Origin of the sequence: Spirosoma sp. 48-14 (assembly GCF_001898575.1) — a bacterium.
Lineage (GTDB): Bacteria > Bacteroidota > Bacteroidia > Cytophagales > Spirosomataceae > Spirosoma.
In genome coordinates this window covers 210,201-232,372 of record NZ_MKUD01000070.1, presented here as the reverse complement: position 1 = coordinate 232,372, position 22,172 = coordinate 210,201, and the positions used below count along the sequence as shown (strand labels likewise).

The window sequence follows — 22,172 nt, the reverse complement described above, 5'->3', positions numbered from 1 at the left end:
GGCTGGCCATTTAAACCGATTATCGAGTCAAACTGGAACCTGGCTCGCTTAAAACATAAGCTTCATGAAAACCCTTATCATCCTCGTTATCACCACGCTCGGTATAGTAGCCCCAGTCTGGGCGCAGTCTGACCAATACAAGCAGGCCATGAGCCAGGCCATTGGCTCCCTGCAAACGCAAACCATGCAGACCTCAACCGCTGATTTACAGGCAGTAGCCAATCAGTTTGAACGCATCGCCAGTGTCGAAACCAAGGAATGGCTACCCCGATATTATGCGGGCTTGATGTACGTTTATCTGGGCTTTACGGGAAAAGACGAAGCTGCCAAAGATAAATACCTGGACCAGGCCGACGCGAATCTGAAAGCCGCCGAAGCCCTGTCGCCCAATAACGACGAGCTGGCAGTGCTGAAAGCCTACATTGCCCAGTCGCGAATGGTGGTCGATCCCATGAATCGCTGGCAGCAGTATGGCCCATTGGCACAGGCGGGTATTGAGAAAGCGAAAAGCCTGAATGCCGCCAATCCACGCCCGTATGTGCTGGAAGGTACCTCGCTGATGTACACCCCCGAGCAGTTTGGTGGTGGCCCCACCACTGCCTGCCCTGTGCTGAAACAGGCCGCCGAAAAATTTGCTACATTTAAACCTGCCAACGACCTGTCGCCAAACTGGGGGCAAAAGCAGATCGAACCGCTATTAGCCAAGTGTAAATGAGTTTACGGTTTTCGGCTTACGATAGTTAGTCTGTTTATTCAGCCCTTTGTAAGCCGAAAACTGAAGACCGTAACCCGTAAACGAAGAACATGACGCGCGAACAACTCATTGGTACGATTGGCAAAAATGGCCGACGAGTCAATATGATGGGCTCCGATCTGGAACATTTCGACTTCAGCGGCCTTGATCTGACTCAGGCTGATCTAAGCTTTTCGAATCTCGGTAAAGCAAATTTTCGGGGAGCCATTCTCCGGCAGGCCAACTTAAGTTTCTCTAATCTGGAAGGGGCCGACTTTACGGATGCAGACCTCTACGAAGCCAACCTGAATTTCAGCTCACTGGAAGAGGTAAACCTGACCGGAGCCAATGTTGAAGGAGCTACCTTCAACTTTTCAGGTCGGAGCAAATATCGTTCAAAATCGGAGGTACGCCCAGAGCCAATTACCCTAACTACCATTTTACAAAAACCGGGCTGGGGTACGTTGATCGGGATGATGCTGGGAGCGTTGCTGATTTATGGATCAAACGCCATCATCTTCTTCACCAATCTGATCCTAACCACGCAGGATCCGAATATGGTTGGTCTGTATCAGTTCCTGGTTGTTCAGAATATGACGGATGGGGCAGTCACCTATTTGCTCACCTGGGCACTCTCAGGCTGGCTCATTAATCAGTTTCCGGCCATATGGGTCCGGCATGTAATGATGAGCCTGATTATCATTTGTAGCTTCACTATCGTGAATATGGCTCTCTATGAGGTTCTGGGCCGGCCTCATGTCGAAGTGCTGCTGAAACGTCCAGAAGGTATCGGCCAAACGGCGCCCTGGTATGCCTATGTGATGGGTGACCTGCTAATAGCCAATATGTTTTTGTACGTATTACAACAAGGCCGGCAACTGACGCGTAAACTTTCCGAGCAGGAATTCCAGTTGCTCAATCTGGAAAAACTGAAAACCCGTGCCGAACTCGACGCTTTACAAGCCAAAATCAACCCGCATTTTCTGTATAACGCCCTCAACAGCATTGCCAGCCTGGTTCACGAAGATCCCGACAAGGCCGAAGAGATGACACTACTCCTGTCTAAACTATTTCGGTATTCGACCGGACGCAACGGCGAGCTGTATGCAACCCTGTCTGACGAGCTGGAAATGGTTCGCACCTACCTGCAGGTAGAGCAGGTCCGGTTTGGCAATCGGCTCGCGTTCAGCGTAGAAGTATCTGACCCGTCGCTCAACGACCTGAAATTACCACAGTTTCTATTGCAGCCCATTGTTGAAAACGCCATCAAACATGGTATTACCAAACGGGCCGATTCGGGTCGAATCGACGTCAGGATTTACGAAAAAACCAGGGAGTTGCACCTGTGTGTACACGACAATGGCCCATCGTTCCCCGACGATATGGACGGCGGCTATGGTCTTCGCAGCATTCAGGATAAACTAAAACTACTGTATGGCAACGATGCCCGCGTTGAACTCCAGAACTGGCCGCTTAAACAGGTGTTGATCTCGATCAGCATGGATAAAATACGTAATACCGATACCGCTGTAACTCCCGACGCTTAATTGCAACGCGTTATGACATTCCCCCTAAAAACCATCCTGATCGACGACGAAGCACTGGCCATCAGCCGCTTGCGCAGATTACTCGATAAACACCGCGACACGTTCGACATTATAGGCGAAGCCTCCAACGGGGCCGAGGGGCTGACCCTGATCGAAGCCGAACACCCGGATATTATTTTTCTGGACATCGAAATGCCCTTGCTCAATGGGTTCGAAATGCTCGCAAAAGTGACTACCGTACCCATGGTGGTGTTTGCCACGGCCTTCAATCAATACGCCATCCGTGCCTTTGAAGAAAACTCGGTCGACTACCTGCTCAAGCCGATTGAAGCCGATCGACTAACCCGAACCGCCCAAAAAATCCGTAACCTGGTCGAACGGAACGAATCCAATTACCCTGTCAGCAACCCCATGACGGACAGCGTAATGCGCTTACTGGCCCAGATGCAACCCAAGAAGGAGATTTATTCGATCTCGGTCAAAACCGGCGAAAAAATCATTCTGATTCCCCTTTCCGATATTGCGTATTTTGAAGCCGAAGACAAATACGTTTTCCTGGCCACCCTCGACGGTCAGAAATACCTGACTAGTTACACCCTGACGACCCTCAACGAGAAACTACCCGATACGTTCGTACGCATCAGTCGGTCGGTTATGGTCAATCGGCATAAGATTGGTGAGATCCATCGCCATTTCGACGGTAAGTTCGTATTGGCGATGAACGATCGGAAAGGAACGAAACTGACCAGCGGCAGTACGTATGGCGAGGCAGTGCGGCAGTTAATGGAGTTATAGATGGATGTATACCCATTAATTTTCCTGTCTATCCAACCTTACCCATCCGTTTAGGGTCTACATCTACTGAACGAGAGTTTAGCCTAAAGCCATTAGCTTTGTACCTAAATAGGTATGGCATATGAGCAAGAAAAACAGGTCGGGAATCGTATTTTCCACCAATCCAGAATTTCACTATGAATCAGACGAGCCATCGGAGGCCGAGACGCTGCCTGCTGCTCAGCAGAACCTGAAAATCTGGCTGGTTAAACTAGGCGGAAATAAAGTTGTTACCACCGTCCGGGGCTTTATCGGCAGTACGGCTGATTTGTCCGATTTAGGCAAGCAGCTCAAAACAGCCTGTGGATCAGGAGGGTCGACCAAAGACGACGAAATTCTGATTCAGGGCGATCATCGCGACAAAGTCCTGACCTGGTTGACCAGCAAAGGCTATAAAGCAAAGAAAGCAGGCGGTTGATCATCGTCATCTTCTATCAAACGACTACCCCACGAACCACTCCTCCTCCATGAAAGACAATCTACTTGCACTAGTCATACTGATCTGCTCAGGCATAGCCCACGCCCAATCCTGGCAAGGGCAAATCGGTACGAATCTGGCTACGCTCCCAGGTCGGTCGATCGAATTAACCACCGCCTGGAGCCCGGACCTGAACCGTTGGGCGCTGGTGGCCAGTGTCGGATACACCTATCAGAATCATGCCCGTCGAATTCCTTCCAATTACGTATGTGATTGCGGTATTAGTGCCATCAATACGTCGGGGGCTTCGGCCAAAGTTGGTGCGCGAATCGACGCCATTCGGATGGTCAAACACACAACCCGAATTGGCCTGCCGATTGGCGTATTGCTGATTGGCTCCCAGTATGACCAGAATGCCACCATCCGTTCCTTCCCGAGTGGACAGGACATTTTTTCCACGCAATCGGCAAGCGGATTTATAATGGGGTTAGGTGTAACAGCAGCGATGAACATCCGGTTTTCGCCACGCTGGAATCTGGACCTCGGCCTCCAGAAATTTATCGGTCTAAGCAAACGGACGGATTATCTGCTCTTTGACAAGTACATGACCTACCAGCCGGGCATTGGCCTCACAAACTGGGACACATTCTGGCCGGGCATGCAGGGCATTGCTACGCTAAACTATCGGTTGCACTCGCGGTAAATCGGGCTAACCATTCCGTAAACGCATCCCTTGGACGCTATAATGAAATCGGTTTACCAAAAACCTTTCCGTTGGCTTCGGGGTTATGGGCGAAACAGAAACCATTCCGTTCATAGTCCTTATGGCAGATAGTATTAAAACCGCACTTATTACGGGCGGCTCAAAAGGCATCGGCTACGGTATTGCCGAAGTGCTCATCAACGAAGGAATTCGGGTAGCGATTACTAGCCGGTCGTCGGTAGCCGCCGAATTGGCAGCTGCCAAACTCAATGAAATCAAGCCTGGTTATGCAGTAGGCATCGGTGCCGATGTACGCGATTTAGCCTCACAGCAACGAGCCGTCGACACCATGCTACAAACGTGGGGTCGGCTGGATTATGCGATCGCTAATGCGGGTGTCGGCCACTTTGCGTCTATTCAGGACCTTACTCCCGAACAATGGCAGGAAACCATCGATATCAACCTGACTGGCGTATTCTACACCGCCAAAGCAGCTCTCGACGCCCTGAAGAAATCGGAAGGCTATTTTATTACCATTGCCAGTCTGGCGGGTACGAACTTCTTCGAAAAAGGAGCGGCTTATAACGCCAGTAAATTCGGCCTGGTTGGGTTCACCCAAGCCGTCATGCTCGACCTGCGAAACGAAGGTATCAAAGTATCGACCATCATGCCAGGTTCGGTTGCCACCTACTTCAACGACCACCAGCCCAACGAAAAAGATGCCTGGAAAATTCAGCCGGAAGACATTGGTCAGATCGTTTCGGACCTGATCAAAATGCCCGCTCGCACACTCCCCAGTAAAATTGAAGTACGCCCAACCCGTCCGGGTGGGAAATAAATAGATGTTCTTGATGAGCATAACGCGGGAGGAAACCCGCGCTTTTTGACTAATAGTCGCGGATTTCCTCCCGCGTTACGCTCATCAAGAACGTTTATAACCACTGCAACGCTTCTTCATTGCTCTTTTGAATGGCCAGGTCACGCGCAGTCAATCCGCGGCTATCCTGAATAGAAGCATCAGCCCCATGATCCAGTAACAGTCTGGCCAGTTCATTTCGGCCAAAAAGGACAGCAAACATCAGGGCAGTACTGCCGTTGACATTCTGTCTATTCAAATCAGCACCACTCTCGATCAGCGAACGGGCAATTTCGGGATAGCCTTTAAAAGAAACGCCCATCAGAGCCGTGTTGCCATGTATGTCCTGCCCATTCACATCGGCATTGGCATCCAGCAAAACCCGGATCGCTTCCAGATGACCGCTATACGTAGCTAGAATCAACGGCGTAAATCCCTGTTCATTCTGGATGTTGACCTCTACCCCATTATCAATAAGTTGGTTCAGGTAACGAACATCGCCGTTGCGGGCGGCTTCAAAAAGCAAATCTTCAGGCCGGGTAGATTGGCTAGACATGGTGAATGTTTTTAAGTTAGTCATAAAGTAAACACGTGACGACGACATCTTTGTTCTGAAAATAGCCACGAAAACTCAGCAAACTTCTGGCCTGACCCTCTGATTCATACGGCAAACTTCCCAGAAGTTCTGAACGTTCGGGAAGTGGCCTTCTCATCTGCTTTATGGTTTTCTTTGGTATGGATCGTTTCCTGGAACAGGCAGTAAATTTTCAGCAAAAACGCATTGCCCTTGTCACCAATCAGGCCGCTATTACGGCCTCGTATATACCTTCCCGGCACGCTTTGCTAGCGGCTGGATTTCCAGTAACCAAATTGTTCTCCCCCGAGCATGGGCTGGATTCGATTGGCGAAGATGGCAGGCTCATGCCGAATGGAACCGATCCATTAACGGGTCTTCCTATTGTCAGTCTATACGGTACAAAACTTCAGCCTTCAGCTGACGACCTGGCCGATATTGATGTGGTCATTGTGGATTTGCCCGACATCGGCTGCCGCTTTTATACCTACCTGTGGACGCTTACGCACGTTATGGAAGCCTGTTCGCAGTATGGCAAGCCACTAATTCTGCTCGACCGACCGAACCCACTTTCCGGGCGAATGGATCATATTGAAGGCCCTATTCTCGATGAAACTACCTGCTCATCCTTTATTGGCCGATGGGCTATTCCATTACGGCATTCCTGCACCTTTGGCGAATTAGCCCGATTCTGGCAACATCAGCGCTTTTCCAATCTATCACTCACTGTTGTAAAAGCCGAAGGCTGGTGCCGAGCTGATTTTTCACGCGATTGGCAGCCCTCGTTTGTACCAACCTCGCCAGCGATGGTCAATTCGGAAGCGGCTGTCCTTTATCCGGGTTTGGGCCTGCTGGAAGCCACTAATCTGAGCGAGGGACGCGGAACCGCAACCCCGTTTCAACTGGCTGGTGCACCCTGGCTGGATGCGTATACGCTTACGAACCAGTTCAATGCTACGGGCATTCCGGGTGTTATTGCCCGCGCCTTAACGTTTACACCCCAAAGTGGTAAATATGCTGGAGAACTGTGCCAGGGGGTGATGTTTCACGTTACGGATGCTACTGTGTTTAAGGCGGTTTGGTCTGGACTACTTTTCATTAAGCTTGTCTACGACTTTCATCCCGACGAGTTTAGCTGGGCTCCCTACCCCACTTACGTTAACCCAACGGGAAAGCAACACCTGGACAAACTCCTGGGCATACCTGACTCAGAATCCTTGTTTGAGCAACCATTCGCTTCGTTTCGGGAAACGGGCCAGACAGTAACTGACTGTAGGAGGTGGGCAGCCATTATAGAGCCTTTCCTACTGTATTAACTCTTAGCATTTAGCCCTCCAATTGCCGTAAACGTTGTTGATTCGTTTGCCGATTATTTTGCGTTTGCAAATGCAATTTCCGGTTTAGCTCAAGCCGCGATTCGTATTTACTGCTCAGCAGGCTTCTCATCGCTTCATTGTGATGATTCAGGATCTTAAGCTTCCGGTTTTCCAGCAGAAGAATGATTCTCTCTAAATGGGCCAGTAAATCGCCATAATAGATATCCAGTCGTACATACCAATCCTTAAGCCGCGCATCGACTGATCTGGAGGGACTATAGTGGCTCGGCAACAGCAGTTGGGTCCACTCCAGCTCCAAAGCCTGAATATGATCCAGAATTGGCTGTCCATCAAATGCTTCAACAGGCAGGCACAGGCAATCGCCATTATCGACAAGTATAGCCGTCGTCAATGTCCATTGGTTTACTACAAGTTGCGTTAGTAGCTCGAATGCGGATTCATAACTCTGAACCCAGTGAGCCACATTCTCATAGTGAACTCCTTTATACATTCCGTCCATCAAGAGCATCATAGCGTATTGAACTAGTAGAAAACAGTATAAATTGACGGTTTAACCAAACTGACAAATTAAAAAGCGTTTATCGAATAAACATAACTATATATTTCAAACTATATCTTTCCGGTAAATAAAAATTGTAACGCGGGTGGAAACCCACGATTAAAAAAAAGAGCGCGGGTTTCCACCCGCGTTACAAATGCAAACAACTTCTTGGCCAATCTATTATAGACCATACCGTTCCAACTGTATCCTTAAAATTGGAGTCTATACTACGAAACTATTGTACGATGAAACGACTTCTTTTTCTATCCCTCCTATTAGTGATTGCCAGTAACTGCGGTCCATTACTTCCCGACCAGTACACACAAGGCCAGTTCCCCGAAACAGTTGAAAACTTAGGGGATATTAATTCCGTCGACGACGATTATAATTCAACCAGCCACTTTGTAGGAAATGTAATGGCGTTGGTATTCTCATCTAAACGAGGAGGACGAACCGATTTTGACTTCGTTCATGAATCGCTGGAAACCTACTTTGATCTACGAAACGGCTCCATTACGTTTGATTCTCAGCCCTACGGAGGCTTAGATGTTGTTGAAGAACAAAGTCCGTTGACCTGGGCTACTGGAAAAGCTAACTCCAATGCCAACGAATTAGGCCCTTATATCCGCTCGTTTAGCCATGATTTAACCATCAATACGTCCTACAGTGATACACACTTCGGGGAGTATCTGATGCTGTTTGCTTCGGATCGGACTGGCAATCTGGATATTTACCTGACGCATAATTATCAGTCCTCACCAAGTTCCGTAACCGGCCTATCGAGCCGAGCCAGTAACAAGGTATTTGTCGATCCTAAGCCGGTGTCCTTCCTCAATTCGCCTTATGATGACGCCTATCCAACGTTTGACAAAACCAACCAAACCATTTACTTCACGTCTAACCGGGCTGGTTCGTTCGATGTATACAAGGCCACTTTACCAACTCTCTCTCCTTCCGCATTACCAACCCAATTAACCACGCTGACCGATGTCCCGATTGAAAAAGTTACAGCTCTGTCTTCCTCAGCCGATGATAAATGCCCGTTCATCAGTGGGGATAAATTAGTATTTACGTCTAACCGTCCGGGAGGTTATGGCGGATTCGATCTGTATTACAGTCAATGGACCTCCGATGGCTGGTCAGCCCCTGTCAATTTCGGCCCTGCCATCAACACCAAGTATGATGAATATCGCCCTATTCTGGCTAGTTTAAACCAGTTCAGTAATCAACTCATGATCTTTTCCTCGAATCGTCCAGGAGGTAAAGGCGGATTCGATTTATATCGGGTAGGCATTCCCATCAATCAGCCGTAGGCTTTATAGCTCTTCGACACATTACTTCATCCAACTATTTCACTTCTGAACGGCTTTCACTTCCTGTCCATCCCGGATTTCTTCAGATGCTTTTTTCACTATGGCCATCCCCGGCTGAACGTCGCCAAATACTTCGACCAGACTATCCAGCACATTTCCTTTTTGCACGGAAACCCACTGTGCCCGGTTGTCCTGTACCTTAATCAGAAACATCTTCTCGCTGGAGTTGACTACGGCAGTTGTCGGCACAAACAGGGTTTTAGCCGTACGCTCGATAGGCATCTGAACCTCAGCATACATACCGGCTTTCAGTTCGTGTGCGGCATTAGGCACATCAAACTCGGCCATCATCGACCGATTGGCTTCGACCAGACTCTGAGCCGAACGAGCCAGTTTCGCATTGAACCGACGATCGGGCATGGCGTTGACCGTAAACGAAACCGAACTATTGGGCGGCAACTGATTGGCGAACAACTCAGGGATAGCCACCGTCAGGCGAAGGGTCCGGCTGTCTTCCAGCACAAACAACGGTTTACCGCTATCGCCCGCGCCAACCAGGGCGCCGGGGCTGATATTCCGCTCAATAACTATACCATCGAATGGGGCCGTAATGGTTAGGTATTGGCGCAGTTCGGTCTTCGCCTGGTAATTGGAACGAGACGCCTGCACGGTACCCCGCGCTACGGCTACCATAGCACTGTCGGCCTGCATACGAGCCTGCGCCTGGTCGAGTTCATTGGCAGACACAGCGCCTTCCATTTTGGCCGTTTGCAAAAGCCGCGTATACGTCAATTTGCTGGCGCGAGCACGGGTTGTCTGTTCTACCAGCGTAGCCTCCTGCGCCTGTAGCTGCGCCTGTGCCTGACTGAGTTCGGAAATGACTTCGGGCGCATCCAGCCGAGCCAGTACCTGCCCTTTACGAACAACGGTGCCCCGGTCGACCGAAACGTCCCGGACAAACCCCTTTACTTTGGCATACATACTCACCCGGTTCCAGGGTTTCAGTTCACCGGGAAGCGTAACCCGTTTGCTGGGTTGGAGCGACTGTACTGTCGATACCACTACCTGCTGAATTTCAGGTTCTTTGGCTGGCGTTTTATGATCGCTGCTGGCGGTAGTACAGGCAACCATAGCTGTAGATATGCATAGGCTCAGGGATAAAGAGCGAAAGAGCGAAAGAGTGAAAGAGCGATTATCGTGAAAAGAAGCCATGTCTGTTGCCATTGAAAGGATGTAAAGACCAATTTTATGCTGTAGCACTTAGTTCGGGATGATAGTATTTGCTTTCCGGGTCTTCGGGGTCAAGCGATACGGATTGGGTAGCGGCTTTGGCCTGAAGCTGCGTAAACACACAGGGCAGAATCAGCAAAGCGGCCAATGTAGACGCAATCAACCCACCGATAACTGCCTGACCCAGTGGCGCAATCTGATCGCCCCCTTCGCCCAGGCCCGAAGCCATCGGCACCATCCCGGCAATCATGGCAATACTGGTCATCAGGATGGGGCGAATCCGGCTGTTAGCTGCCAATACAGCAGCCTTTCGGGTTTCGCCTATTTCCAGTCGTAAGTTCTCGGCATTCGTTACCATCAGAATGGCATTGGCTACCGATACCCCTACCGACATAATCAGCCCCATGTACGATTGCAGGTTCAACGTAGCGCCACAGGCCAGCAACATCAGCAAAGCCCCCGCCACCACCGCCGGAATAGCCGCCAGAATAACCAACGACAGCTTAAACGACTGGTAGTTGGCCGCCAGCAGTAAGAAGATAATGATAATCGCGACCAGCAGACCCGTTTGCAAACTGCTCAGCGTATCCGCCAGGAGCCGGGTTTGTCCCCGCATCTCCACAATTACTCCACGGGGTGGATCGCCAGCATCTTTGATAGCCTGCATAACGGCTTTCTGGGCGGTACCCAGGTCTTTTTTCTGAAGATTGGCCGTTACTGTCACCAATCGGTTCGGGCCTGCCCGGTCGTATTCGCCGGGGGCCGTCCCTTCCGAGAACGTAGCCACATCCGACAGGAGCGGGCGCATTTCACCACTTTTCAACGGAATATTCCCAATATCGTTGGTATTGGCCATCTGGTATTCAGGAATCTGCACCTGCACCTGGTACGCCAGTCCTTTCGAATCGTCGAGCCAGAGGTTTTTATCGGTAAAACGGCTCGATGATGTAGCCGCCACCATCGACCGGGCCACCTGCGTTGATGTAACCCCCAACTGCCCGGCCCGTTCGCGGTTCATGGTCACGTTCAGGATCGGGTACGACAACGGCTGGGCTATCTGCACATCGCGTAGGTAGGCAATCTGGCTCATCCGGTCTTTGATTTTATTCGCAAACCGGCCCGCTTCATTCAGGTCTTTGGCGGCTACCGTCACCTCAATTGGCGTAGCCGAACCCTGACTCATGATTTTATCGACCAGTTCAATCGGCTCGAACGAAATACGGGCGTTGGGTAAGGCACTGGCAATCCGACTGCGTAGCTGCTCTTTCAGATCGTCCATCTTCACCGGAAAATCTTCGTGAAGCGACACCTGCAAGACGGCTTCGTGTGGGCCGCTGTTGAACACGAAGATGTTCGATGTACCATAACTGGACGGTACTGTACCGACATAGGCCGATGAAATTTCAAGATGCTCAGGGCCTACTTCTTTCTTGATGATGTCGAGGACTTTCAGCGTAGCCAGTTCGGTCCGTTCTACGCGTGTGCCATCGGGAACGCGCAACCGAAGCTGAAACTGGTGGCTGTTGGCGTGGGGCAGAATATCCGTCCCGATCACCAGAAAGCAGACCACAATGATGGCCAGCGAACCAATCAGATACCCTCCGACAACCAGCCCCCGACGGTTTATAATCTTTTCAAGCTGAGCCGTATAGCGTTGCTTGAACTTCTCAAAACCGGTAGCGTTTTTTGTTGGATGGGCCGCTTCGTCCAGAATCATGTGGCGCTCCTGAGCATCCAGCGCTAACGTTGGGGCTTCGTGTTTAGGATGGGCTTTCAGCAGCCAGTTGGCCATCACCGGCACGAGTGTCTGTGACAGGATGAACGAGGCAATCATGGCAAACCCTACGGAAAGCGACAGCGGCAGAAACATGGAGCGGGGGATTCCACTCATCACGAATGCCGGGGCAAACACCGCCAGAATGGCCAGCAGAATCAGGAATTCTGGGAAAATGATTTCCTTACAGGCATCCCAGATCGCAACCGCTTTTGGTTTGCCTTCTTCCAGATGCTGGTGAATATTTTCAATGGTCACCGTCGCCTGATCGACCAGGATCCCAATGGCCAGTGCCAGTCCTGACAGCGTCATGATGTTGATGGTTTGCCCGAACAGATTGAGCAGGATCACCGCCGACAGAATCGAAATCGGGATGGTCAGTACCACAATAATCACACTCCGCCAGTCGCGCAGGAAAAGTAGAACCATCAATCCGGTCAGGATAGCGCCCAACACCCCTTCTGTCACCAGACTTTTGAGCGCGTTGGTTACGTAAACCGACTGGTCGAACTCGTACGAAATCTTTACATCTTCGGGAACAGCCGCCTGTAGTTCGGGCATCGCCTTGCGGATGTTGTTCACGACATCGAGCGTTGAGGCATCTGACTTTTTGACCACCGGAATGTACACCGCCCGTCGCCCGTTGACCAGTGCATAACTTACCGTTACGTCGGCGGCATCCTCCACCGTTCCAATATCCCGTACAAACACCGTTGGGCCCGTACCAATCCGAATCGGAATATTCAGAAAATCTTCCGGGCGTTTCACCAGTGAATTTACGGGGGTCATCAGTGCTTTATCACCGATCCGAATATTCCCGGCGGGCGATGGCTGGTTATTGGTCGTAATGGCTTTAATGACCTCTTCAGGCGTAAGCTGATAACTACGCACCAGTTGCGGATTCACCCGGATAACGACGGTACGCTGGTTACCCCCAAACGGCGGAGGACTCGACACGCCCGGAATCCGGGAGAACATCGGCCGCACACGAGACGAGGCATAATCCTGAATTTCGTTCAATGACCGACTCTGACTTTCAAACACCAATTGACCTACCGGCACCGAACTGGCATCGAAACGCACCACCTGTGGCGGCACCGTTCCTTCGGGCATATACGCTTTTGCCCGTGAAACGTTGTTGGCCACCTCAGCCGCAGCCTGCGCCATATCGGTGCCAGGGTAAAATTGCAGCTTGATCAGCGATAGTCCCTGAATCGTTTTTACTTCAACATCGCGAATCCCCGATACGTACAGAAAGTGATCCTGATAACGGGTAGCGATAAACCCGTCCATCTGGTCGGGCGCCATCCCCCCATACGGTTGCACCACGTAAATAGTCGGCAGATCGAGGTTCGGAAAAATATCGACCGGAATAGTAAACAACGACATCACCGCGAAGAATAACAGTCCCATAACCGCTACCACCACCGAAATCGGCTTTCGCAACGCAGATCGAATGATCGAATTCATAAGGTTAATTTTTATGTGTAGAGACGCATCTTTGCGTCTTATGACCGGATGGTTATTGAAACAGACGACTAGGCCTATAAACTGCTGACGCACAAGAGGTAGCGCACCAGTCTCTACCGTACCTGATTCATAAATAGCGACAAATCCCCTTCGGCAGCGGCTTTCAGGAGCAGAAACCGCCAGACGTTGCTAGTGGCTACGTAGCCATCGACTTCGGCCCGGTTGAGCGTAACCACGCTTTGCAGAAGCGTCGGCAAGTCGGTTAAACCACTGGTATAGCGAGCCTTCGCCTGATCGTATGCCTGACGAGCCGCCCGTAGCTGAAGCGGGGCCTGACGCGCCTGTTCCAGTGCTACGTCATATTGCGTATCCGCTTCCTGGTACTGTCGGTTGATTCGCAGACGCTGCTCATTGAACAATTGCCGGAATCGCTCCACCTGAAACTGGTCGGCCTGATAATCGCGTCTAGTGCGTATCATATTGGTTAAATTCCAGCGTGCTACGACCCCAACGAGGTAGTTACCTACCTGATAGCCAAGACCATTAATCTGATTATTCAGAAAAATATCGCCCTGATTGGAAAAGCCCGACCCGCGCGCATTACCCACCCCGACCAGTGAAATCATGGGCATCCCCGACCGCTGGGTTGCCAAACTCCGGGCAGCCGACAGATTGACCTGTGATTCGAACAGTCGAAGCGTTGGGTTCTTGGGCGAAATGGAATCGGACAGAAACGAATCGTTAGGAAGATTGATGTAGAAGCGCATACTGTCGACCTGGAGGTTGGTCTGCAACAAGCCCGTTAGTTCGGATAGCCGGAGCCGTTGTACCTGCTCACGCTGTTGGCTTTCGAGTAAGAGCAAACGTGCCCGAACGGCCTCTGCGGTAGCCAGTGCACTATCGACGCCCGCCCGCATCCCCGACCGGACACCCGAATCGACTACTCGTTTGAAGGTTTCGGCCCGGTCCAGATTGCTTCGTTGAATCTGAACCAGTTTCTGATTGATCAGCAAAAGCAGATAGGCATCAATGGTACGCACCTGATGCTGAAACACTTCATTTTCGTAATCGACCTGACTCCGTTGCAGATCGGCATTAGCTACGCCAATGTTCGCTTTGACCCGTCCAAACGTGGTAGCCCGCCATTCGATAGAAGCGGTAGAGAAACTCCCAAAACTAGCCTGCGAAATCGCTACAGGCCGTACACCACCCGATGTAGAAATATTGACGCTTTCATTTGGGAAGAAAGACCCATTCAGGCTGTTACTGGTGGCGTAATTGTATTGATGCTGAAGCAGCATAATCGGCATCAGTTCAGTCTGGCTGGCCTGTACCCGACGCTCGGCACTACTGATTTCGGCCTGCTTCGCTTTCAGAAACGGATACTGTCGTACGCTCTGCTCGACTACCTGATTCAGCGAGAGTGTTTGCCCCCAGGACGGTAGCCCGGATAGACTCAGTCCCACCAGAATACACCCAGTTTGCCAGTATCGGTTTCTGGTTGTTACAAACCGTTGTCGAACGTAAGCGCAAAAAAAGCTCGTCATGTCCATGCACCCGACGGCCCTTTAGCCGACAGTCAGGTGTATGCAAAACACAGCATCAATTTTGGAAACATTTGGGAAAACAAGCATTGGGTGATACGTTTAAAGCCCTTCTCCCCTATAAAACACACGATTGTATGGCAATCGTAGCTATCGGCTTTCCATCAACAGCGCCCGTCTACACCTCTTTTAATTGGAGCAGGCTGTATTCACACAAGCTATAGTTAAACGGTATTAGTTGCCTTTCCTATCATTTAGAACAAAATCGATAGTTAGTAAACAGACAGTCTATGCTTTTTGAACTCGAACCGCAATCAATTTACAGGAGAGTCATCCTTAGTAGCGGTTTATTTTTCGCGCTATCTCTGCAACCGATTGCATAGAGTACTAAATCAGTTAATGCACGTATAATGAAGCACCTACTAATCATTTGTTTGCTCTGTATTTTAACGAACTCAACTCAGGCTCAGCTTCGTTTGCCCCGCCTAATCAGCGACGGAATGGTATTGCAGCGCGACACGCCCCTGAACATATGGGGATGGGCCAAAGCGGGTGAAAAAATTACGGTGCGTTTCAACCGCAAAACCTACAAAACCGTCACCGATGCCACCGGAAAATGGCAGGTCAAGTTACCATCGACAGCAGCAGGTGGCCCCTATAGCATGGATATTGTGGGCAGTACGCAACTAACCATAAACGATATTCTGATCGGGGATGTGTGGTTTTGCAGTGGGCAGAGTAATATGGTTCACCAGCTCAACATTCATGACGTGACCTATGCCAACGAAATTGCGAAAGCTAACTATCCGCAAATTCGTCAGTTCTGGATACCTACCCTTACCAACCTGCAGGGCCCTCAGAGCGATCTGCCCAATGGGCAATGGAAAGCCGCTGTTGGGGAAGACGTCCGCCCGTTCTCAGCTGTGGCCTATTTCTTTGCCAAAAAAATTCACGAAAAGTACGGAATACCGATTGGCATCATTAACGCCAGTGTAGGCGGCACCCCCATCGAAGCCTGGATGAGTGAAGAAGGCCTGACCGATTTCGCTACGCTAAAAGCTACTGCTGAGAAGAATAAAGATACCACCTATATCAACAGTCTCTCCCGGCGGCAGCCCACTAATCGACCGGCTCCTCCTGTGGATTTAGGACAGGCAGGAACCACCAAATGGTATGACCCGGCTTATGTTCCCAAAGGCTGGCGGCCTATCAATATTCCCGGTTATTGGGAAGACCAGGGCATTAAAGACCTGAATGGTGTGGTCTGGTATCGACGAGAAATTACCATCCCGACTTCTATGGCTGGTAAACCGGCCCGCGTCTTTCTGGGGCGAATCGTTGATGCCGACGAACTCTACATCAATGGCAAATCGGTCGGTCGAACCACTTATCAGTACCCACAACGCCGGTATGCCGTTCCGACCGATTTATTGAAAGCTGGCAAAAACGTGTTTGTCGTGCGGGTGACCAATATGGCCGGGAAAGGCGGCTTCGTACCCGACAAGCCGTATTGTGTGTTTGCCGGTGCCGATACAGTCGATTTGAAAGGGACGTGGCAGTACAAAGTCGGCACCGTGTACCGACCCGTTGAAGGAGCTTTTGGTGGCGGCATCGCGGCTCAAAATCAGCCAACGGCCTTGTATAATGCCATGGTAGCCCCTGAAATCAAGTACGCCATCAAAGGTTTTTGCTGGTATCAGGGCGAAAGTAACGCCGGGCAACCCGAGCAGTACCGAACCTTATTACCTGCTCTGATTAAAAACTGGCGAAGTCAATGGCAACAGGGAGAGTTACCCTTTCTGTTCATCCAGCTTCCGGGCTTTATGGACTACAACTATCTCCCTTCCGAAAGCAACTGGGCTATTCTGCGGGAAGGTCAACTCAACGGCTTATCAGTACCCAACACGGCTATGGTTGTTGCCATTGACCTGGGAGAATGGAACGATATTCACCCCGACAATAAACAGGGGGTTGGCGAACGGCTGGCCCTGGCTGCTTTGAAAACCGCTTACCACGAAAACCTGGTTTCTTCAGGGCCTTTGTATCAATCCGCGAAAGTCGACGGCAACAAAATAACGATCAGCTTTACCAATGTTGGTGGTGGCTTGATTACCAATGATGGCGAGGACCTGGGCGAGTTTGCCATTGCGGGCAACGACAAAAAATTCGTGTGGGCAAAGGCAAAAATTGAAGGCGATAAAGTGGTCGTTTGGAGCGACGAGGTGCCTTCTCCCCAATACGTGCGGTACGCCTGGGCCGATAATCCCGTGAATCCCAACCTTTATAATAAAGAAGGGCTACCCGCTTCACCGTTCCGAACCGACAATTAATCGTCCTTAACCACTACCTATATGCCGAAACATCTGGCGTTAGTACTGTTGACAAGCCTACCCTGCTGGGCCCTTGCTCAACAAGCTGCCATCGACAGCAGCAAGTACCCTCCGCTGAAAACCATGACGGCCCAACAGGATCAGGCCAACATGATGCAGCAACTGGGCATCCGCAAACTAAGACCGGGACCAAGTGGCAATGAATCAGACCCCAATCATGCCAATTACGACGAGTCGCAGGCGAATCCATGCCCCCAACTACCCGATGTGCTTACCACTAAAAAAGGCAGGAAAGTAACGACCCCCGAGCAATGGTGGAGCATTCGTCGTCCCGAAATCATTGAGGATTTCGAAAAAGAAATGTATGGTCGCATACCGGCCAACGTCCCTAAAGTTACCTGGACAACGAAAATCACTGACAATGAATTTGTAGGCCGTATTCCTGTGCTTGCCCGACACATGATTGGCCGGGTCGATAATAGCGAGTATCCGTTGATCAGCGTGAATATCAATATGGTACTGGTGTTGCCCCAAAACGTAAAAGGCCCCGTACCTGTCATGATCATGCTGGGCTTTCCAACCTTACCGGCACCAGCTCAGCCTTCGCTTCCTGAGCTGGAAAAGATCAATGCCGCTTTTAAGGACATGATGATCAAAAGCAATCCGGAACTAAAAGCCATCTTCGATAAATACCCGGCTTACTCACCCATTACCCGACTGCCCGGACCCAATTTCTTTGCTCCCGCTCCCAACGGCGACTCCCCTCCTACCGAGCAACTGCTGGCGGCTGGCTGGGGCTATTGCACCCTGGAACCAGGCAGTATCCAGGCCGACAACGGCGCGGGCCTTACCCGAGGTATTATTGGCCTTACCAATAAAGGTCAACCACGCAAACCAGAGGATTGGGGCGCCTTACGCGCCTGGGGCTGGGGGGCCTCACGGGTACTCGATTATCTGGAAACCGATCCGCTGGTAAACGCCAAACAGGTTGCTATTGAAGGAGTTTCGCGCTACGGTAAAGCAGCCCTCGTGGCGATGGCCTTCGACCAGCGATTTGCGATGGTACTGATTGGTTCGTCGGGAAAAGGCGGTACTACGCTACAACGGCGCGTTTTTGGAGAAGCCGTCGAAAGTCTGGCGGGTAGCGGTGAGTATCACTGGATGGCGGGTAATTACCTGAATTATGCCGCTTCGGAATCATCGTCGGGCCCTAAAACCGGCTGCGACCTTCCCATCGATTCGCACGAATTACTGGCGCTCTGTGCCCCAAGACCAACATTTGTCAGCTACGGTATCCCCGAAAAAGGCGATGCCAAATGGCTCGATCAGATGGGTAGTTACAAGGCAACCGTAGCCGCTGGGCCGGTTTTCCAACTTCTGGGAGCAAAAGACCTGAGCGCCAACAGTGAGTACAATAAAGACATAATGCCACCCGTATTGACTGGCCTGATGAACGGCGAACTCGCCTGGCGGCAGCATAACGGCGGCCATACCGATGCGCCTAATTTCCAGTATTTTATTCCCTGGGCCAATAAGCTGTTAAGGTATGAACGAGTGGCTAAATAACGAACCCGATTATCCTCTGGCCAAGCCTGTCAGGATCATTGGGATACACCTATTTTTTAACTACTTTTCCCAAAAATAGTTATCCGTTTATACCTACTTTTCACCCGGATGACTATCGAACTTTACAGCACGTCGCTTACCGATTATTCAGCACCCGTTGAGTCGCCCATCTCCAATACAACAGGTGAACTTCCAGAACAGGAGCCAGCCCTTGAACTGGGCAATCTGCTCGGCAGTTTCGACTCGCGGGAAGAAGCGCTGGCATTTGTTCAGGAACAGGCCACTGGCCAACAACAGCAGGTTACGGATAGCCGGATTGTCAAATTTGATGCCTATACCCACGTCGAATTACTGACGGTAACACTTCAGCATGCCGATCAGACAACGGCCATAAAGAACTATTACCTTGTTCTGGATGAAGGCTATTGAGCAATTACGCAATGGATAAATAACGCAGAATGGCAGGCCCCCAGTAGTAGAGGGTAAAATAGTACGTACCTAATCCTAAAAAGCCCGTTGCCAGCAGGAGTACCAACGATGCCGACAATCGGAGGATAGGTGACGCTTTATAGCGCCCCGCACGTATATACGCTTCGACTACCAGCAGATTGGGCAGGTAGAAGAAAAAATCCATAACGTGATCGAACCAGCCACTAAACGAGTGCGCATGCATCTTGTCCGGTTCAGGTTTGCGAATCAACCAGATTCTCTCTATTATTAACCACATCTTTTTTATCCCGTTTTTATAATAAAGTTATCTCAAAACGAAACAGACATGAAAACAGTAAGATGGTATTCGCCAGGGGGCGAAGGAGACCAGGGCGGAGACGCTACGAGTGATAAAGAGACCATTCTGCGTCAGGAAGGACCACACGAGCCGGGCGATACGCCTTTAGACGATCAGGAAGAACTGCCCGGCGGTTATATTCATGGCCACGCCGAACAGGACGAAGAATAACGCTGCAGGCTTCACTCAAAAAGGTATTCGAATAACTCTATTTCTGCACGTTTCGACATACTGCCTGGTCTACGAGGGTAGGCCAGGCAGATTTATAAGATTTTCTTTTGCCAAAACAGTAAACCAGTACCTGAATTGATTAGCCTCACCCTGTAGCCATCTCATGTCTACAGGAAAACCCGCAAATAGTCTGGCCTATTCTACTTATGCGCTACCTGTGCCCGGATGCGGCTGAGCGACGGCCCCTTGATGCCCAGATAGGACGAAATATGCCCCAACGATACCCGATTCAGAATATCCGGGTAATTCGTCAATAAATCGACATAGCGCTCCTCGGCCGATTGGGTCAACAAGCTCTCCGAACGGGTCTGATTGAACATAAAATACTGTTCGGCCAGCAAACGTCCGAAGCGTTCCCATCCGTGCGACTGTTCGTACAATTGCTGTAAATGATCGTAGTCGATCACCAGCAATTCAGCATCTTCCAGCGCTTCAATCAAGTATGGGCAGGTCGTTTTCGTCAGCAGACTTTTCAGCGAAGTCAGAAAAGCATATTCGGGAATAAAATAGAGATTATGGTCCTGCTCGGTTCGGGGATCGATGTAGTAAACCCGAAAGATTCCCTTCAGAATAAACCCCACCTGCCGACATACGGAATGCTGAAAATTGAAATACTCATGCTTGGCAATGCTTCGGATCGTCCAGAATGGATCACCCAGCCTGAGATCATCGTCAGAAAGTTGGGCAAATTGCCGTAAAGACTGGTGTAAGGTAGTGTGTTTCGCGGTGGGGCATTGGCTATTCGTTACGTTCAATAGAACCCGGATTTTTATGATCATTATGATTTACACAGATCATGACAAACCATAATGATCATAAAAATCCGGGTTCTCTATTCTCTTTTTAACATAGGTGAAAAATTGGCAAAAAGTGCCCGTCTACCTTTGAGGCATCAAAACAAATCACAAAACAAGTTAAAGCTTACTCTTATGAAAATCGTACGCAATGCCTCTGCTCACTGGACTGGAACCGGAAAAGATGGAAAAGGAGACCTGACTACCGCCAGCACGGTTCTGAACAAAACCCAATATTCGTTCAATACTCGATTTGCGGATGGAATCGGCACCAACCCCGAAGAGCTGGTTGCTGCTGCTCATGCGGGCTGTTTCGCCATGCAACTGGCCTTCAACATTCAGCAGGCTGGTTTCGCAGCCGATTCGCTGGACGTTAGTTGTGCCATCACCCTTGAAGACGGTGGCATTTCCAGCTCAAAATTGACGCTGACAGCCGCTGTTCCGGGCCTGGACAAAACTAAATTCGACGAGCTGGTCGATCATGCCGAACACAACTGCCCAATCTCGAAGCTGTTCAATACCACCATCAGCGTCGAGGCTACTTTGGCCTAAGTACCGTATCAAACATAAACCGCGAGGCCGCGAAGACGCAAGGAAGTAAATCGGTGATACTCCTTGGGACTTCGCAGCCTCGCGGTTTTTTATATGAATCAGTAATTTACTGGCTATCAATACTTTTAAACTAAATGCTAATCTGAACATTACTACTCCACTAACTGATGACATTACCACCCAACCTTCTCAAAGCACTCGACTGGACCGTCGAAACGATTCAATTCTGCAAAAAACATTTCGGGTTCATTTTCAGCCTGGGGCTGATTGCCGCTGTTGGACGAGCCATTCAACTAAAAGCGTTTGGGCCGATCAGCCCAATATCGCATGGGTTACTGGAAATTATTGTGGAGTCGGCCCGGATACTGATTTTCCTGTATGCACTGGGACTCACCAATATCCGGGCAGGCGCCAAACGGCTGATGCAGCTCATTGTTAATAAACAGAGCCGAAAACAGAACTGGCAGTTGGCAATTCAGAAACTTCGAACCAAGTGGGGCGCTTTACTAATCAATCTAGTCGTATTTTCGGTAATCGCCCTACTGTTCAACAAGTTAATCGACCACATTGCCTACGAAACCTGTCTATACATCACATTAAAAGCCCGAGATCTGATTTCTGATCAATCGTCGGAGTGGGCAATCATTCTTTTCTTCAAGAACATTTCGGTGATTCCGTTCACCCTGATTTTCAACGCACTCTTCTGCCTCTGGTTGGTTAATCGGCTTCCCCGACCCGTTTTGACTAACTAACGATTGAACGCTCAAGAGTTATCCAACCAGTTTGACCCCTCTAAGTTAAACTAGTTGGATAACTCTTGGCTACTTAACGGGATTGATGCATAGCTGTGCTGGCTTTATGCTGGGCTTTGATACTACGAGCCATTAAGGAACCAATCATTAATGATGACAGAATCAGACTGAGCAATAAGCAGTGTTTGAATTTCATGGTAGTTGTTGTTTACTGTTGGAAGGGAGGCTACAAAAATGACTGATCGGTCGGTTTGCTCCTATGATAAATTGATTAACCGTCGAATAT

The 22,172-nt window shown here is 50.1% G+C and carries 22 protein-coding genes; 14 read left to right on the top strand and 8 right to left on the bottom strand.

Features of this window, described 5'->3' with window-relative positions:
• Positions 1–64 precede the first annotated feature (64 nt).
• From BGO59_RS30250 to BGO59_RS30225, 6 genes are all read left to right on the top strand, one after another.
• Positions 65–715 carry a hypothetical protein gene (locus BGO59_RS30250; RefSeq protein WP_293690438.1) on the top strand — a complete coding sequence of 217 codons (651 nt, stop codon included), beginning with the start codon at positions 65–67 and terminating at the stop codon, positions 713–715.
• Between the two features lie 89 nt (positions 716–804).
• The gene (locus tag BGO59_RS30245) at positions 805–2,280 is read left to right on the top strand and encodes a pentapeptide repeat-containing protein (protein WP_293690436.1); all 1,476 of its coding nucleotides are present in this window, start codon (positions 805–807) and stop codon (positions 2,278–2,280) included.
• A gap of 12 nt (positions 2,281–2,292) precedes the next feature.
• Positions 2,293–3,075: a LytTR family transcriptional regulator DNA-binding domain-containing protein gene (locus BGO59_RS30240; protein WP_293690434.1), complete on the top strand. Its 783-nt coding sequence runs from the start codon at positions 2,293–2,295 to the stop codon at positions 3,073–3,075.
• 121 nt (positions 3,076–3,196) lie between these two features.
• Positions 3,197–3,532, top strand: coding sequence for a translation initiation factor (locus BGO59_RS30235; protein ID WP_293690432.1), 336 nt, complete (start codon positions 3,197–3,199; stop codon positions 3,530–3,532).
• Positions 3,533–3,581: 49 nt separating this feature from the next.
• Positions 3,582–4,235 carry a hypothetical protein gene (locus BGO59_RS30230; protein WP_293690430.1) on the top strand — a complete coding sequence of 218 codons (654 nt, stop codon included), beginning with the start codon at positions 3,582–3,584 and terminating at the stop codon, positions 4,233–4,235.
• A 121-nt stretch (positions 4,236–4,356) separates the two neighbouring features.
• Positions 4,357–5,073 carry an SDR family oxidoreductase gene (locus BGO59_RS30225; RefSeq protein WP_293690428.1) on the top strand — a complete coding sequence of 239 codons (717 nt, stop codon included), beginning with the start codon at positions 4,357–4,359 and terminating at the stop codon, positions 5,071–5,073.
• 94 nt (positions 5,074–5,167) lie between these two features.
• Here the strand turns inward: BGO59_RS30225 and BGO59_RS30220 are convergent, their stop codons facing one another.
• Entirely contained in the window at positions 5,168–5,647 is a 480-nt protein-coding gene (locus BGO59_RS30220) for an ankyrin repeat domain-containing protein (protein ID WP_293690426.1), read from the bottom strand.
• Positions 5,648–5,826: 179 nt separating this feature from the next.
• On the opposite strand from BGO59_RS30220, the gene BGO59_RS30215 reads away from it, so the two are divergent.
• Complete coding sequence (locus tag BGO59_RS30215; protein WP_293690424.1) at positions 5,827–6,981, top strand: DUF1343 domain-containing protein; 1,155 nt, start codon at positions 5,827–5,829, stop codon at positions 6,979–6,981.
• A gap of 10 nt (positions 6,982–6,991) precedes the next feature.
• On the opposite strand, the gene BGO59_RS30210 is transcribed toward BGO59_RS30215, so the two are convergent.
• Positions 6,992–7,513 (bottom strand): hypothetical protein, encoded by a 522-nt coding sequence (locus tag BGO59_RS30210; RefSeq protein WP_293690422.1) that lies wholly within the window; start codon positions 7,511–7,513, stop codon positions 6,992–6,994.
• 275 nt (positions 7,514–7,788) lie between these two features.
• On the opposite strand from BGO59_RS30210, the gene BGO59_RS30205 reads away from it, so the two are divergent.
• Positions 7,789–8,856 (top strand): hypothetical protein, encoded by a 1,068-nt coding sequence (locus BGO59_RS30205; protein ID WP_293690420.1) that lies wholly within the window; start codon positions 7,789–7,791, stop codon positions 8,854–8,856.
• A 39-nt stretch (positions 8,857–8,895) separates the two neighbouring features.
• Here BGO59_RS30205 and BGO59_RS30200 read toward each other — a convergent pair whose 3' ends face one another.
• The 3 genes from BGO59_RS30200 to BGO59_RS30190 all read right to left on the bottom strand — a co-directional run bounded on the left by BGO59_RS30200 (position 8,896) and on the right by BGO59_RS30190 (position 14,883).
• Positions 8,896–9,987, bottom strand: a complete 1,092-nt coding sequence (locus BGO59_RS30200) for an efflux RND transporter periplasmic adaptor subunit (protein WP_293690419.1) — start codon at positions 9,985–9,987, stop codon at positions 8,896–8,898.
• Between the two features lie 115 nt (positions 9,988–10,102).
• Positions 10,103–13,330 (bottom strand): efflux RND transporter permease subunit, encoded by a 3,228-nt coding sequence (locus tag BGO59_RS30195; protein ID WP_293690417.1) that lies wholly within the window; start codon positions 13,328–13,330, stop codon positions 10,103–10,105.
• A gap of 113 nt (positions 13,331–13,443) precedes the next feature.
• On the bottom strand, positions 13,444–14,883 hold the full coding sequence (locus tag BGO59_RS30190) for a TolC family protein (protein ID WP_293690415.1): 1,440 nt from the start codon (positions 14,881–14,883) through the stop codon (positions 13,444–13,446).
• Between the two features lie 401 nt (positions 14,884–15,284).
• On the opposite strand from BGO59_RS30190, the gene BGO59_RS30185 reads away from it, so the two are divergent.
• The 3 genes from BGO59_RS30185 (at position 15,285) to BGO59_RS30175 (ending at position 19,199) form a co-directional block, all read left to right on the top strand.
• Positions 15,285–17,204: a sialate O-acetylesterase gene (locus tag BGO59_RS30185; protein WP_293690413.1), complete on the top strand. Its 1,920-nt coding sequence runs from the start codon at positions 15,285–15,287 to the stop codon at positions 17,202–17,204.
• Positions 17,205–17,225: 21 nt separating this feature from the next.
• Positions 17,226–18,770: an acetylxylan esterase gene (locus BGO59_RS30180; protein ID WP_293690411.1), complete on the top strand. Its 1,545-nt coding sequence runs from the start codon at positions 17,226–17,228 to the stop codon at positions 18,768–18,770.
• Between the two features lie 108 nt (positions 18,771–18,878).
• On the top strand, positions 18,879–19,199 hold the full coding sequence (locus BGO59_RS30175) for a hypothetical protein (RefSeq protein WP_293690409.1): 321 nt from the start codon (positions 18,879–18,881) through the stop codon (positions 19,197–19,199).
• A gap of 4 nt (positions 19,200–19,203) precedes the next feature.
• Here BGO59_RS30175 and BGO59_RS30170 read toward each other — a convergent pair whose 3' ends face one another.
• Positions 19,204–19,443, bottom strand: a complete 240-nt coding sequence (locus BGO59_RS30170; RefSeq protein ID WP_293690407.1) for a hypothetical protein — start codon at positions 19,441–19,443, stop codon at positions 19,204–19,206.
• 102 nt (positions 19,444–19,545) lie between these two features.
• Here BGO59_RS30170 and BGO59_RS30165 point away from each other — a divergent pair, with 102 nt between their 5' ends.
• Positions 19,546–19,728: a hypothetical protein gene (locus tag BGO59_RS30165; RefSeq protein ID WP_293690405.1), complete on the top strand. Its 183-nt coding sequence runs from the start codon at positions 19,546–19,548 to the stop codon at positions 19,726–19,728.
• A gap of 200 nt (positions 19,729–19,928) precedes the next feature.
• Here BGO59_RS30165 and BGO59_RS30160 read toward each other — a convergent pair whose 3' ends face one another.
• Positions 19,929–20,567: a Crp/Fnr family transcriptional regulator gene (locus BGO59_RS30160; RefSeq protein WP_293690403.1), complete on the bottom strand. Its 639-nt coding sequence runs from the start codon at positions 20,565–20,567 to the stop codon at positions 19,929–19,931.
• 150 nt (positions 20,568–20,717) lie between these two features.
• On the opposite strand from BGO59_RS30160, the gene BGO59_RS30155 reads away from it, so the two are divergent.
• Both BGO59_RS30155 and BGO59_RS30150 read left to right on the top strand, forming a co-directional pair.
• Positions 20,718–21,134 (top strand): OsmC family peroxiredoxin, encoded by a 417-nt coding sequence (locus BGO59_RS30155; protein WP_293690401.1) that lies wholly within the window; start codon positions 20,718–20,720, stop codon positions 21,132–21,134.
• Between the two features lie 167 nt (positions 21,135–21,301).
• A complete protein-coding gene (locus BGO59_RS30150; protein ID WP_293690399.1) occupies positions 21,302–21,886 on the top strand; it encodes a hypothetical protein in 585 nt (194 codons plus the stop codon).
• Between the two features lie 73 nt (positions 21,887–21,959).
• Here the strand turns inward: BGO59_RS30150 and BGO59_RS30145 are convergent, their stop codons facing one another.
• Positions 21,960–22,082: a hypothetical protein gene (locus BGO59_RS30145; RefSeq protein ID WP_293690397.1), complete on the bottom strand. Its 123-nt coding sequence runs from the start codon at positions 22,080–22,082 to the stop codon at positions 21,960–21,962.
• Positions 22,083–22,172: the final 90 nt, after the last annotated feature.